Source organism: Salinispora sp. H7-4 (genome assembly GCF_013416675.1).
In the GTDB taxonomy this organism is placed as follows: domain Bacteria; phylum Actinomycetota; class Actinomycetes; order Mycobacteriales; family Micromonosporaceae; genus Micromonospora; species Micromonospora vitiensis.
On record NZ_JABZED010000059.1, the window covers coordinates 1 to 13,377 of the forward strand.

Annotated in this window: 11 protein-coding genes and 1 CRISPR repeat array; of the genes, 1 reads left to right on the top strand and 10 read right to left on the bottom strand. The window is 67.1% G+C overall.

What is annotated here, in order from left to right:
- Positions 1–105: 105 nt before the first annotated feature.
- Complete coding sequence (locus tag H0524_RS21920) at positions 106–2,196, bottom strand: P-loop NTPase fold protein (protein WP_180200340.1); 2,091 nt, start codon at positions 2,194–2,196, stop codon at positions 106–108.
- Positions 2,197–2,551: 355 nt separating this feature from the next.
- A complete protein-coding gene (locus H0524_RS21925) occupies positions 2,552–3,208 on the bottom strand; it encodes a recombinase family protein (RefSeq protein WP_255436158.1) in 657 nt (218 codons plus the stop codon).
- Positions 3,209–3,513: 305 nt separating this feature from the next.
- Here H0524_RS21925 and H0524_RS21930 point away from each other — a divergent pair, with 305 nt between their 5' ends.
- Complete coding sequence (locus H0524_RS21930) at positions 3,514–3,759, top strand: hypothetical protein (RefSeq protein ID WP_255436159.1); 246 nt, start codon at positions 3,514–3,516, stop codon at positions 3,757–3,759.
- Between the two features lie 77 nt (positions 3,760–3,836).
- Positions 3,837–5,062: direct repeats of the CRISPR family, unit length 30 nt; unit sequence GTTGCGATCCCTGGTAGGGGCGATGAGGAC.
- A 112-nt stretch (positions 5,063–5,174) separates the two neighbouring features.
- Here the strand turns inward: H0524_RS21930 and cas2 are convergent.
- From cas2 to H0524_RS21970, 8 genes are read right to left on the bottom strand one after another with little or no spacing between them, the layout of a single operon-like run.
- Positions 5,175–5,438 (bottom strand): CRISPR-associated endonuclease Cas2, encoded by a 264-nt coding sequence (gene cas2, locus H0524_RS21935; protein WP_180200342.1) that lies wholly within the window; start codon positions 5,436–5,438, stop codon positions 5,175–5,177.
- A 3-nt stretch (positions 5,439–5,441) separates the two neighbouring features.
- Positions 5,442–6,422, bottom strand: a complete 981-nt coding sequence (gene cas1b, locus H0524_RS21940; protein ID WP_180200343.1) for a type I-B CRISPR-associated endonuclease Cas1b — start codon at positions 6,420–6,422, stop codon at positions 5,442–5,444.
- Positions 6,422–6,916, bottom strand: a complete 495-nt coding sequence (locus H0524_RS21945; protein ID WP_180200344.1) for a CRISPR-associated protein Cas4 — start codon at positions 6,914–6,916, stop codon at positions 6,422–6,424. The genes cas1b and H0524_RS21945 overlap by 1 nt, the downstream gene beginning before the upstream one ends.
- Positions 6,916–9,354, bottom strand: a complete 2,439-nt coding sequence (gene cas3 / locus H0524_RS21950; protein WP_180200345.1) for a CRISPR-associated helicase Cas3' — start codon at positions 9,352–9,354, stop codon at positions 6,916–6,918. The genes H0524_RS21945 and cas3 overlap by 1 nt, the downstream gene beginning before the upstream one ends.
- 4 nt (positions 9,355–9,358) lie before the next feature.
- The gene (gene cas5, locus H0524_RS21955) at positions 9,359–10,039 is read right to left on the bottom strand and encodes a CRISPR-associated protein Cas5 (protein ID WP_180200346.1); all 681 of its coding nucleotides are present in this window, start codon (positions 10,037–10,039) and stop codon (positions 9,359–9,361) included.
- Positions 10,039–11,070, bottom strand: coding sequence for a type I-B CRISPR-associated protein Cas7/Cst2/DevR (gene cas7i / locus H0524_RS21960; RefSeq protein ID WP_180200347.1), 1,032 nt, complete (start codon positions 11,068–11,070; stop codon positions 10,039–10,041). Before cas7i ends, cas5 begins: the two co-directional genes overlap by 1 nt.
- A complete protein-coding gene (locus H0524_RS21965; RefSeq protein ID WP_180200348.1) occupies positions 11,067–12,530 on the bottom strand; it encodes a hypothetical protein in 1,464 nt (487 codons plus the stop codon). The genes cas7i and H0524_RS21965 overlap by 4 nt, the downstream gene beginning before the upstream one ends.
- Positions 12,527–13,318 (bottom strand): CRISPR-associated endoribonuclease Cas6, encoded by a 792-nt coding sequence (locus H0524_RS21970; protein ID WP_309225198.1) that lies wholly within the window; start codon positions 13,316–13,318, stop codon positions 12,527–12,529. Before H0524_RS21970 ends, H0524_RS21965 begins: the two co-directional genes overlap by 4 nt.
- Positions 13,319–13,377 lie beyond the last annotated feature (59 nt).

Consider the following 13,377-nt stretch of genomic DNA (forward strand, 5'->3'; position numbering starts at 1 on the left):
AAAAAAACCACCACGACCGCCGGGCACGGAGGCATCAGGGGCAAGGTGACCCGGACCGCAGCGCCGGCCACGGCGCGAGGACCGGAAGCACCGCGGCAGCCAGGCTTATCGGCAGGGTTCGCCGGGGCTGGCGTCCAGGCCTGCCTGTTTTCTGAGACGGCTGATGTGTACGTAGGCCAGTTCCACGCTGGTGGGCATGACGCTGCGGGCGACGGCGAGGCGTTCAGCCACTTCCATCAGGTCGGCGGTGGTGGAGGGAAGGAAGACTTGGAGAATCGTGCCGTAGTAGAACAGGGCGACGCCGATCTCCATCGCGATGCGGTCATCGATGACCGCATCTTCGTGGGGGGGTAGTAGCTTGCGGGCCGCGATCAGCAGAGCCGCGGGGTCTCGTTGGGGCCAGTCGGGGTCGGCTAGGCGTTGTAGGTGACGGACGGCGGCGCTGCCCTTCAATTCGGTGTGGACTCGGCTGATCAATCCGGATTTGAGACGCTGGATCTCTTGGTGCACGAGTTCGTGCGCTAGTGGCGTGAGGTGGTCCTCGTGCAGACTGCGTCGCGAGTCGATGAGGGCGCGCGCGGACCGGATGAGGTCTCGGGGGATGCCACCACTGAGGCAGTGACACAACGCGATGAACGCGGTGGGGACGCCGACCAGTCTGCGGGCGAGCAGGTCCTGGGACTGGTCTATCTGTAGGACGGGAAGCCGGACGACTTCGTCGAAGGTGCTGTCGATGACTGGCCTGATTCCGATCATCCGTCGTTCGAACTGGGCCAGGGCGTCCTCGGATACGGTCAGTAGGTAGGTGCAGTGATTAATCCCAAAAATTCCTTTTATATCGTTGATGAAGCGCTCGGCGGCTTCGGCGTCGGTAACCCGATCGAGTTCGTCGATGACAATGATGAGGTTTTTGTCAGTGCCGGCGTGGTGCCGCCACCAGGTGACGAACATGTTGGCGAACTGCTGGTATGACCTTACGAGGTCGGGCAGGGACGCCGCGTGCTCCAAGAGCTGTCGTGTGTGCTTGCGCCCCAGTTCAAACCCGATCTTTGCTTTCAGCCCAGCGCTGTGCTCGGTGGAGACGCTCTGAAGGAACCGGAGTTTCTGCTCGTCATGCGCGGCACGTTGAAGGAGGTCGGCGGCTCCGGGTAGACCCTGAGGTGGTCGGAGTGCACCGATCCATATCGTGCTGACGACTAGCGCAGCGATGAAGGCACCGGCCTGCCAAGCATTGATCGGTGGGTGGCTGTCGGTCAGGTGTTGCGGGAGTTCGGCAGCAGTAACTTCCCACTGGAGCGCGGCGAGGTACCCCGCTGTCAGCAGCCCGATGCCCTGGAGCGCAGTGATCAGTCTGTTCATGGCACGTCGCCACCGACTGTCGCGCACGGCCGAAACCCGCAGGGTCACATGGACGCACAGTTGCCGATGCAGTGCTATCACGAAGTCCCGGGCCTCGTAGGTGGCGGGCGCTTCCAACGACAGGCAGCTGTCGCCTCGAGCGTCGGCGTCGGCTGCGATGGCGTGCAGCAATGTGCTCTTCCCTGCACCTCGAGGACCGCTGACCGCTACCGCCGATACCCCTAGCTCCCGGATGAGGGTAGAGATCCGCTCTCGTTCGACGCGGTCAATGTAGTAGCCACTACCCGCACGGGCGCCCAACGCGGGAGCCTCGTCAAACAGAAGCACGTCCGGCGAGTGCCGCTCGGTCCAGATATTTATCGCGATCCGCACATGCGGCAGCAGACCATCACATGCCCGCTGTAACGCCAGCCGGTGGCGGAGGAAGCTAGCCCGTGCCGCGACGCAAAGCCCAACGATCATCGAGACCATCACGATCACCGCAGTGAGCATGACCGCGGCCATGCCCGTCGTTCCCAACTGCGCCATAGTCTCTCGTGTCCGCCGTTCCAACTCGTTGGACACAGGAGGAATGTTACTCGCAGTGATCACGGCGATGAGTAGGACCAGGCTGTACGTGAACAACTGTGAGCGCAACGTCTCTCGGAGTTTTACGTACTCGCTGATCTCCGCACGCGCGAGCCACTTCACGCGGTCCCGCACAAACTCCCCGGCATCATGAACCGACAAAAAGTGAGCGAACTCCGTTCTGGACAGTGCGTTCCTGACCGCCACGTCGGTAAACCACTTCGCGCGCTCGAGGCGCCACTGCCGCCGTACATCGATGGCTTCGTCCATCGCCGACCTTGCGTTGACTGTCAGCCACTGCACTACCCGCACAGTCTCGGCTCCCACGCGAGCACCCCACCGAGTCGACGCTGGGTGTGCCTCTGGCTTACGCGCTGACACGCCCTCACCCACGTCTTCCCCACGGTCGGACTTCTCCGCGGCGATGCCGCCACCGCGCTCGCCCCTTCGTGACTGCGACACACTCCCTCAATACCGGAAACAACCTCACGCATGGGGCGGACGTCGTCTTGACGACAAGGCGCTTGAGAACCAGGGTTCGGGAAGTCACGCCAGGCCGAGGTGAGGCGATTACTCTCGGTGGCGGCTCGCCTCGGCAGGCCTGGCGTTCGCTACGCGACCCCGGTTACGTCGACTTTGACGACGGCTGATCCCTGCCGTCGTCGGGTCGCAGCGCCCGGTACAGCGTGGAGCGGCCTACACCCAGGTGCGCGGCGATAGCCGTGACGGACTCGCCGCGGGCCTGTCGGGCGCGGGCGACGTCAAGCTGGTCGGCGGTGACGGCGACCGGTCGGCCGCCGCGGCGGCCCTGCGCGGCCGCGGCCCGCAGCCCGTCGAGGGTGCGTTCACGGATCAGCTCGCGTTCCAGCTCGGCGGCCAGGGCGGCGACGGCGAACAGCAGCCGGTCGGCGATGGTGGCGCCGTCGGGACGGTGCACGCCGGCGCACACCCCCGTCAGGATCTCCAACACGATGCCCCGGGCGTGTAGCTCATCCTCGATGAAGACCAACAGTTCCTTCATCGACCGGGCGACCCGGTCCGGCTTGTAAATCACCAGGGTGTCGCCGGGCTGGAGCCGGTCCAGGGTGGCGCGCAGCTTCGGCCGCGCGCCGCGGGTACCCGCCGTCTCGGTCACCACCTCGCGGCAGTACGCGCCGGCCAAGGCGCCGAGCTGCGCCTGGTGGTCCTGCCCGCGGGTTGACACCCGCGCGTAGCCGACCCGGATCCGGTTGTGCGGCTGCTGCCTGGCGTTGGCTGGTACCACAGCGGGGGCGCTCGTCATGGCGAGCATCGTCTCGGAAACGTCCCGCAACACGGGGGACGACACACCGGTTTCGAGACGAGTTTCGGGACTCCGCGGCCTGCGGAAACGTCGGCGGCCACCACCGCGACGGGTCCGTCCCGGAAACCCTCATTTCCGGGACACCACCGAGCGAGGCTGGCCACGCGAAGTCGAACGACATACCGCCGCGCTCTCCCGCATCCACGACCTGCTCACCGAACTCGGAGAACCGGCCAACTCCGTCGTCTACGAGCCCGCCGCTGGCGGCCAGGTAGCTCCAAGCGAGGCTTGACCGCATGAGCTCGATGGACGACACACGCTGGGTACGCAGCCGCGCAGACCTCGTCACCTTCGTTGAACGACTCAGCCAGGAGGCCGCAGCCGGGCCCGCAGACTGGGAGAACCCGACGGTGGACCGCTACCTCGAAGCCCTCAGCGCCTGGATCGACGGCATGGACGACTACTTCCGTAACCGTGGCGAGCCCGTGCCGGAGCAAATGACCTGGGGCCTGATCGCCGACATGCTCCGGGCCGCTTGCTTCTACGAGTAAGCGCCCGTCCGCCAAGATCGCGGAAGTGTCCAGAAAAGGAGAGACGTTGGACCAGAACAGTGCGCCACTCCGCCCTAGTTGCGATCCCTGGTAAGGGCGATGAGGACCGTGTGGAGCGCCCTCGCAGTGGTGCTGCTGTTCGTGTTGCGATCCCTGGTAGGGGCGATGAGGACGAGAGCTCGCCGTTGTCTGCGAAGGATCGCACTGCCATGTTGCGATCCCTGGTAGGGGCGATGAGGACCGGTTCTCCAGGTCAAAACTGCTGGGTAGCAGATGTTGCGATCCCTGGTAGGGGCGATGAGGACTGGAACGGGTGATGGGTCCGTCGGTGATCCAGGCGCGTTGCGATCCCTGGTAGGGGCGATGAGGACGAGGGTTCGCCCAACGGACACAATCGTCGCTACCGTTGCGATCCCTGGTAGGGGCGATGAGGACGACCCTGGTCGCGAGGTCGCTATCTCCGTCGAGGAGCCGTTGCGATCCCTGGTAGGGGCGATGAGGACCGCCGCCTACGCCATCGCCAACGACGTACACAACCGGTTGCGATCCCTGGTAGGGGCGATGAGGACAGGGTCAGGCGCGCCGAAGCCGTTGACGTGCAGCCTGTTGCGATCCCTGGTAGGGGCGATGAGGACCCCCGCGTGCCGGTGCGCTGGAGCGTGCCGGCCATGTTGCGATCCCTGGTAGGGGCGATGAGGACCGGAGGTGGTCGACTCGGTGCAGCTGGTCGGCAGACTGTTGCGATCCCTGGTAGGGGCGATGAGGACCAGGAACGCCACGGCCTGGAAGGTCGCGCTCTGATCCAGTTGCGATCCCTGGTAGGGGCGATGAGGACCGATCAGCCACGCGGTACCGGCCGCGCCCAGTGCACGTTGCGATCCCTGGTAGGGGCGATGAGGACCGCTCCCCAGTAGCGATCATCGCGGTCGACCTCCTGCGTTGCGATCCCTGGTAGGGGCGATGAGGACCCCCGCCGGCCGGGGAGAGCGAGTCGCAGGCTCGCCGGTTGCGATCCCTGGTAGGGGCGATGAGGACCTGCTAGCGAGCAGCACCCCGAGCACGACATCCAGTGTTGCGATCCCTGGTAGGGGCGATGAGGACGCGTCCAAGAAGCACCCGGGCAACACCGCCCCCTCATGTTGCGATCCCTGGTAGGGGCGATGAGGACGGCGACGCCGAGCGCCGGGCCACCACCCGACCCGACACGTTGCGATCCCTGGTAGGGGCGATGAGGACGTGGGACCTAGTAATGGAAATGGAGTCCTGTGATTATGTTGCGATCCCTGGTAGGGGCGATGAGGACCCCAACGTTAAGTCCCTGGTCATGGGCCCTCTGACTGGCCAGTTGCGTGCTCAATTTGCAGCGAACCTCCGGTAGTGCAATCTACCTCGGCATGTCGCTGAACCGGCCAAGATCACAAGATATCTGAAGGGCTGGGTTGAGACCGCCCCCACTCCTGCCGCTGGCCAGTCGTGCCGGGAGGGAACGTGTAGACGAGCACGCTGTCGTACGACGCGTCGATCGCCTTGTCGACGGCGCTCCGGAAGCGGCGGAGTTGTGCGTCGCTGAGGTTGCCTTCGAACACGCTGCGTTGGACGTGGTGCAGGTACTGGCGGCAGGTACGCAAAATCTTGGGGTTGCGGTTCGCGGCGGTGTCGTAGACGACGATCACGTACACGGGTCACCACCAGATCCGAAACGGCTTGTACGGCTCGCGTTCCAGGCAGTAGCGGGCCAGGCGCAGCGCTTCCAGGTACAGCAGTTCGTCGTAGGCGACCTTCCGGCCGAGGCTGCGGTGCTGGACCGTCTTTGCCAACTCATCGCGTACGGTCTGTACGACCAGCTTCCGGCCGTTTTCGCTGAGCATGGCCTGGTTGACGTCAGAGTCGAAGTGGTGAGGTTCGAGCTGGTCCCGGCTGGCCAGTCGCAGGAGTAGTCGTTCGGCGAACAGAGGTTTGAACACCTCGGCCAGGTCGAGGACCAGTGAGTGTCGCTGCCGTTCCATGGTGCTGTGCAGGAAGGCGATGCCGGTATGCAGTGGGGTCAGACGCAGCGCGGTCAGCACTCGGGCGTAGACGATGCCGTTGACGTATGAGATGAAGGCGTTGCCAGCGTTGCGCGGCGGTCTGCGGTGCCGGCCGCTGAGTTGAAGCCATTCGGGTAGGCGAGTGTCGAGCACTTGCCACGCGGAGCGGCGGAAGGTGCCTTCGGCGCCCATGAGTTGGTTGCTCGACTCCGCCGCTCGCACTGATGTCTTCAGGGTGGCATAGGGCGTGTCGAGCAGGTCACGGTCAACGACGCGGCGGACGTTGAACGCGGTGGCGATCACCAGGTCCCGGGCGATGGGGAGGCTGGCGTGCGGGTCGGTGGCGAGCTTGGCCTGGGCGATAACTGTCTCGCCGGAGGTGCTGGTGTCGCTGGTGAGCAGGGAGCCGGCGTAGTCGCCGTAGTGGCTGAGAAAGTGGAGGTTGACGCGGTGCCGGTTGAACAGGGAGACGACGGCCGTGTTGATGTCAACGGTGGAGCAGGCAACGATGTCGCGGACGTCGGTGATGGGGATGTGAACCTTGTCGCCGGTGTCACGTTCGATCACGAGGGACTGGTCCTGCCGTCGAATGCGGCAGGCGGTGGTAAGCCAATAGGTGCGGCTCGCGGCTGGCATCAGTCACTCCAGCAGTAGTCGAGGAAGCTACATCCGCGGCAGGCGCTGCGGGTCAGTCGGGGTGGCGGGGTGTCGGCAGAGACGACGGCGAGGGCTTTTTGGACGTCAGCCAGCGCCTGTTCTACCTCGCTAGCGCCATAGACAATCTTCTTCGTACGCCGGGTCTTGGGGTAGTGCAGAACCGCCCCTTGTGCCGGGACATCGACTTCATGTAATCGGTAGCAGTAGTGGATGGCCTGTGCCTCATCGGCTGGGGTGGGCCGGGTGGAGGACTTCACCTCGTGGACCCACTGCTGGCCGTCCATGTGATCGAGTCGGGCTGCACCGAGGTCGACCGGTGAGCTTCGCTGGTAGGAGGTGTCGTGCACGGCTTCGCCCAACTGCACGGCGGTGTTGAGGTGTTCGGGGCGGACGCCGCGGGCGTAGAGCCAAAGCTGCCGTTTGCAGTGGTAGAGGTACTTGATGTGCACGCCGCCGATGTCTGCTTCGCGCATCAGATGACCTCGCCGGGCTGATACCGGTTCGCCCCGACGGTCCCCCGGATCGCGGTGAGGCCCCGGTCAGGGCGGTAGTCGCCATCGATGATTTCGACGCCGAGGGATCGGTCCAGGCGGCTCAGCCCGACTGCCCAGCCGGGCAGCGGGATAAGCCAGTCCGCAGCGAGTAGGCGGCCTTCGGCGCGGCGGGTGGTCGAGGTCAGCGCGGCCTCATATTCGGGCAGGTCTTCGAGCAGGACCGCTTCGGTGCCGTCGAACATGCTGTCGAAGGCATCGGCGAGGTGGCTGCGATCGTCGTACGGTCGCTTGAAGGTGAGAAAAGCCTGTTGGAAGTCGGCACGAGCGGTGTCGACCTGGTGCCGCCACTCCTGTCCCCAGGTGCTGGCGTAGATCTCGTCGAGCCACTTCGTGGCGTGTTCCTCGTCCACGGCGAGGTCGGCGTGCTGGTGCAGGATCCGCATCGCCGCGCGGGTGGGTTCGCTGTCGTAGACACCGTCGGCGTAGTCGACCTGCCGGCCCGCGCCGCGGCGGGGGCAGAATGACGGCTCGTGCACGACGACGTCGGCGGGTTCCCGGGCACCGGCCCGGTTGACCCGCCCGAACCGTTGCAGCAACGCTTCCAGCGGCGCTCCGGAGGTGAACAGCAGGTCGAAGTCGACGTCGAGGGAGACCTCCACCACCTGCGTCGCCACGACGAGGCCGGGGAACCGACGCCCGCAATGGGTTCGGTGAGCGCCGTACCGGTCGATGATTTTCCGCTCGATGCGGGTGCGGTCCATTCGCCGGAACCGGGAGTGCAGCAGGATGGCACCGTCCGGGCCGTGCGCGGCGATGGCGTCGTCGGCCAGGGCGTCGAACACTGTCTGGGCGTCGGCGACGTTGTTCGCGACCATGAGTACGGAGCGGCCTGCGGTCAGGTGAGCTCGGGCTTCCCGCAGGGCCTCGTCGTCGGTGAGGTGGTGCGGGCGTAACCGGAGCCGGTGGCGGGGCAGGGTCAGCCCATCCGGAGCAGTGACCAGCTCGACCGGATCTCCGATAGCGTCCCGGACCAGGTCCGCCAGCACGGCCGGCAGGGTCGCCGACATCACCGCGACGCGACCACCGAGCCGCACCCAGATTCCCGCGCCCGCCAGGATGAACCCCAACCGCTTTGGGTCGTACGCGTGCAGCTCATCGAGAACGAACACCGAGTTGGCCGAGTCGAGCAGGATCCCAGCGTGCGCCGGCCCCGCCAGCGCCGCGCGCAGCAGCTGGTACGGCGTACCGACCCGGACGGTTTCGCGGAAGAGTTCGGTGGCGGCACGCCGAGCTACCGCCTTGCGGGCGGCGTAAAGCGGCAGCGCTCCATCCGGGCCGGGGGCGTCCGGGTCAGCGCTGGCGGCTTCGTCGATCGCGGTGGCGAGGTGGTACGACGCGGCGCGGGAATGCGCCACGCCGACGAGTTCCCGGTCGCCGAGTACGCCGACGAGGCGGTCTGCCATCGCGTTGATCGACGCCAGGTAGGGCAGCACGAGGAAGACCCTCGGTGCTCCCGCGCCGGCGGCGATGAGGTCAGTGACCTGTCGGGCGGCCCAGAACAGGCCGGCCTCAGTCTTGCCGCTGCCGGTCGGCGCCCGCAGCAACAGGTGCCCCCGCAACGCGCCGGACTGCTCTTGGTGCGGGTACGGCCGCCGGCCGTTCTCACTGAAACGCTGGCGCAGCCGTTCGGAAAAGCCCGGCCCGATGGGTTGCGTGACATGCAGAGTGCCGTGTGCCGACGACAGATGATCGGCGAGGGTGACGGCTCCCTGCAGCAGGATGGCGGTCAAGCCCTCGTCGGCGGGTGCCCGGCGGCGACGCCACCGTCCCAGTACCTCGGTCAGCACCTGATGCGCCCGAGCCACGACATCAGGGCCGGTCACCGTATCGTCGGCACGGTCGGCGGCGAGGAGGTGTCTCCCGGCGTGGGTCAGCCAACGTTCGAGTGCCGCAGCCACTGCCGGGTCCACTGGGCCGAAACGCTCGCGGAAGTCGGTGAGGGTACAGCCGCCGTACAGAGTCATGATCGACCGGAGGCCGGCCCCGGTCGGGCTGGTCAGCGGGCGGTGGTGAGTGACAACTGCCTCTGCCACCCACAGCAGCAGCCCACCATCCGGCACCAACGGTGGCAGGAAGCCCAGGGACAGCACTTCGTGCCGCTCGCCCCACGGCCCGCCGCCGGTCACCATGGCTTGAAACCCTGCGGGGACCTTACCGGCGTCGTGAGTCAGCGCGGCGAGCAAGGACACCGGCCAGAACCGTTCACCCAAAATGGGCTCGGTGACGGCGATCGGCCCGATCCGGCGCCGCAGGTCGACGGCCGCGCCTAGCGTGGCATCCAGGTGCTCGATGAGCAACTCGGCCGGGCGTCCCGACCGGGCACTCTTGGCCAGGACACGGTCGAGAACCTGGTCCACCCCGCTACGCCTGCGCCAATCGCCCGGACGCTGCCGGCTCGGCGTGCGCGGGGTGAGTTGGCGGTAGCAGGACCACCACCTGACCGCCGGCGTCAGACCAGCCGGACGGCACCCGCTCGGCGGAGCCCGCCTCGTGGTAGCGGTAGTCGTCCCACCGGGTGCGGGCTCGGTCGAGCGACACGGCGGTGGGCAGACGCATCCGCGTGCCCGAACGCGTCGCCTCCCCCGGCAGCAGCGCATGGCCCTGCCGGCCGCCACCCGGTTGCAGCTCCACCTCGCGGACCGCGATGGCGACCAGGTCCTGGCTGCGCCCCAACCGCAGCGGCCAGACCGGCCGGCGTAGCCGACGTCGCCAGTCGTCAAGGTCGCCGACGAGCCAGACGGTGAGTTGCACCCCGGCGAGGAATTGCCGCCCCCGAGGGGTCGGGTCCGGCTTACCGCCGGCCGCCGCCAGCGGATGGTACGTCTCCAGATCTTCTCCCCGCCCCCGCGCACGGAAGGCCATGGCGAAACGGGTGCCGGGGTCGACCCGTCCCCATCCGCCGGCGGCCGCCGCCAACAGTCCACCGACGGTGGCCGGTGGTGGACACGCGAGAGTCAGCTGAACGGCGGCGTAGAGCGGGTTGCGGAACGAGGCGACCGGAGCGGTGACGGTCACCTCCAACGCGCTGACCGGCCCCGCCATCAGCGCTTTGGCTCCTCGAACCAGTCGTCGTGCTCACCCTGCTCGATCCGGTCGGCCAGGGCCTGCAGCATCGTCCGAGGGTGCCCGATCGTCACCTTCCCGTCGGCGACCAGATCCGCCAGGTCGTTGCTCGCCTTGGCCCGCTGGTCACTCAGGAAGCCCGGGGCCCAGCCGAGGATCACCGGTGCTTCCAGCTCGTCTTCCCACGCGTGCAACTCATCCCGCAGGACGTCCGCGCGGAAGACAGTGCGCCCGTCCTGGGTGGCCAGAATGCGGGTGAACGGGTTGATCCCGCCCTTCATCGGGGCCAGCAGCAGCATTGCCGGGGTCCGGTCGCCGTAGTGCAGCGACTGCTTGGCGCCGCCCCTCAACGCGGCAAGCGTACGCAGCAGCACCGCCGTCCGTCTGCGCCGCTCCGCGATTCCCAACCGCAGGCAGGCGGTGTCCCGGAACTGCACTTCGTCGGCTCCGGCTGCCTTGGCTTGCGCGGCTGCCGCGGCTGGCAACGCCACCTTGAGCCCGGAACCGCCGGTCTCGAACACCCCGACGCGCGGCAGATCAAGCAGCAGGTCCCCGGCCAACTCGGCGCTGTAGAACTCGTGCCCATGCAGCACCGGGTTCTCGCCCGCCGCGAACCCCCGGCTCATCGTGCCGAAGTCTTCCTTTGGCTGCCGGGGCGTGACCGCGACCAACGTGCCGGTGGCCAGCACCGTGTCCCGTTGGCAGGTGCCCTTACCACCCTTGATCGCCACCATGTACCCGAACAGGTCATCATCGAGATACCGATCCGGGCGGCCTTCGGTGTACGCCTGCTGCTTCTTACCGGAACCCGACCGGGTCACCGGCGACCGCTTCTCCTCCGCCGGCATCGAGTCCCGCAACCACCGCCGGAACGCCTGCGCTGACACGTACGGATAGACATCGCGGCCGATCCGCATCGACTTGGCCTTGGCGACGTTGTCCTCGCTCAGACCATTGTTCGGCGCACCCGCGACGACTTCGATTAATACCTTGCCCGCCAGGAAGGTCATCGTGTCTCCCTGCCCTCGACCAGGTCCTCGTCCTCCATCGCGTCCTCCTCGTCCTCGGCCAGTTCCTTGGCCGCCTGGTCCGCGTCCTGCGGCCGCCAGTCGAGCTGATGCAGCTTCTCCAGCACCGCGAACAGGAACAACTCCCGGTGGAACCACGCCTGGCTGTCCAACCCGGGATCGAACAACAACTCGTACGCACGCGTGCTCACCAACGACGGTCCCGGCACCGAGGCGCCCATGCCGGTCGCCTGCGGACCATGCAACGCCCAGTCCGCCGCCTGCCGACGCAACCATCCGCGCAGCAGAGCCGACTTACGGAAGGCGGCGTAGAACTTGTTGAACTGCCCAGCGGTACCTTCGCCGAGCAACTGGCCGACACGATCGGCCGTCGCCCGGATCTCCGCTAGATTCTCCTGGTCCATTCCCATGACCTCATCGACGTAGGACATACACAACGTCACCAGCTCCGACGTACCAGCCGGCAACCGGCCAGCGCACGCTTGCCGACTCAGCCAGCCACTGGCCGTAGCCACGATCCGGCCCGGATCCCGGAAAGCGTTACGCGCCAGCGCGACCACCCCGGGCCGATCCGCAGTCTTGTGCGCCCGCAGCAGAGCGGAGTAGCCGGCCCGAGCCGCCGGCGCCTGACTGGTCCGCCGAAGCCACTCCGCCAACGGTTGATCCATCACGTGCACGTCGAGCACCTGGCCGCGGTTGTTGTTGCTGTAGACCAACAACTCGACCCCGGCGTTCAGCTCATCGCGATACTCCCGCAGAGCCCGCAGTGCGAGCACCTCCCGGGACGGCGGCTGCCGCGGCACGCCTCGCCCAACGAGAATCTCCCGTCGGTTGCGATCCACCTGCTCCGCAACGGTCCACGCCAGAAAATCCTCGTCCCAGCTGTGCAACGCCATCCCCGGACCGCCGCTCAGCTGGCTGCCGTACGGCAATGCGTAGAAACAACACAGACAAGGCCAGCAGAGCGCCATCCCCTGATGACCACGGGGTGTGTTGTTCCGGTAGGCGTCGCTCTCCGCCAACGCCACGTCCAACTTGCCGTAGAACCCCACCCCCGGCCGACCGCACAGCACGCACGGGGCTAACGGATCCCGGGCGGAGGACGGGCGGCCCCGCCACCTCCGGACCGCGTCCGCCACTACCGATGGGGCCTTCTTGCCGTTACTCGGGTGGTTCATCGGCGAGTTCGGAAAGAACGACAGACTGCACTTCAGCCAGAAGCCCTCCGGCGCCTTGCTGTCGGGGCCCGTCGCCGCAGCGACAGCATGATCAGTCATCAAGGCTGCTACCGACTCGAGGCGCCCACCCGACACCACCGCCACGGAATCCACCTCGGCCAGCGCCGCCAACGCGTACGCACCGATGCGTTGCAGCGGATGGGCCGTAAGCTCCACGCGGTCCACCAAGGGCGCGTCGCCCTGCTCAGTCGCCGTAATGGTCACGCCACAATCCATCCGAAGCCCGCCGAGTTGGCCTGCCCCAACCCCCAACTCCAGATGGCCCGCAACGCCTCAACATCGCCGCTCAACGTCACCTCGATCGGCGCACCCGGCTTAGCAGCTCCACCCACGGCGAACGACCGCTTCGACCCGACCCACGTGATCGATTCCAGCGTCGCCGTGCCCTGCAGACCCAACGTCTCCACCTTGCGACGCAGATTGCCCTGCACGTAAGCCGGGAACTCCGGATCGGTCGGCAGCAGCCACACCCGCTCCCCCGATGCACCGACCTGCGACCTGGCACGGTCTGCCGGTGCCTCGACAACGCCGGCGTTACGCCGCGCCGCTACCGCCGCGGGAACCACACCGCCGCGCTTCATGACAACCGGTGTGGCAGTCCGCAGCCTCGCTCGCCCCCCAGCGAACTCCGGTGGCGAGACCACCTCCACGTTGGCGATCCGCATCGCCACCCCGCCCCAGTCGAGCATCTCCCGCTGCCGAAGCGCTCTCGCCCACGCCTCCACCACCTCCGGCAACGGGCTGCCAAACTCCACCACACCCCGAGCACCGGCCGCATACCGGCCGCGCTGACGTCGCGCACCAGGAAACACCGGAGCACTGTGCGCGATCGGAGTCATGCCGTAGGGCCCTACACCCTTTTCATGTAGCCGCTCTCCGAGATCAGGCTGCGCCACCGCAAGCAACTGGTACGCGATCCCGCGCCCGGGAGCCAGCACCATCGGCCACGGAATCTCCGACGCCCGCGTCGCCACGTGCACCCGCAACCGCACCAGCACCTCCCTGCTCTCCGGTCAACGACGCGGTCACCCTAGACAGACCCACCGACAAG

What these genes read in the sequence shown, in the direction of transcription:
- H0524_RS21945 (WP_180200344.1), bottom strand. Translation starts at nt 6,916, where the DNA reads ATGCGCGAAGCAGACATCGGCGGCGTGCACATCAAGTACCTCTACCAC.
- cas1b (WP_180200343.1), bottom strand. Translation starts at nt 6,422, where the DNA reads ATGCCAGCCGCGAGCCGCACCTATTGGCTTACCACCGCCTGCCGCATT.
- H0524_RS21920 (WP_180200340.1), bottom strand. Translation starts at nt 2,196, where the DNA reads ATGGACGAAGCCATCGATGTACGGCGGCAGTGGCGCCTCGAGCGCGCG.
- H0524_RS21925 (WP_255436158.1), bottom strand. Translation starts at nt 3,208, where the DNA reads ATGACGAGCGCCCCCGCTGTGGTACCAGCCAACGCCAGGCAGCAGCCG.
- H0524_RS21930 (WP_255436159.1), top strand. Translation starts at nt 3,514, where the DNA reads ATGGACGACACACGCTGGGTACGCAGCCGCGCAGACCTCGTCACCTTC.
- cas7i (WP_180200347.1), bottom strand. Translation starts at nt 11,070, where the DNA reads ATGACCTTCCTGGCGGGCAAGGTATTAATCGAAGTCGTCGCGGGTGCG.
- cas5 (WP_180200346.1), bottom strand. Translation starts at nt 10,039, where the DNA reads ATGGCGGGGCCGGTCAGCGCGTTGGAGGTGACCGTCACCGCTCCGGTC.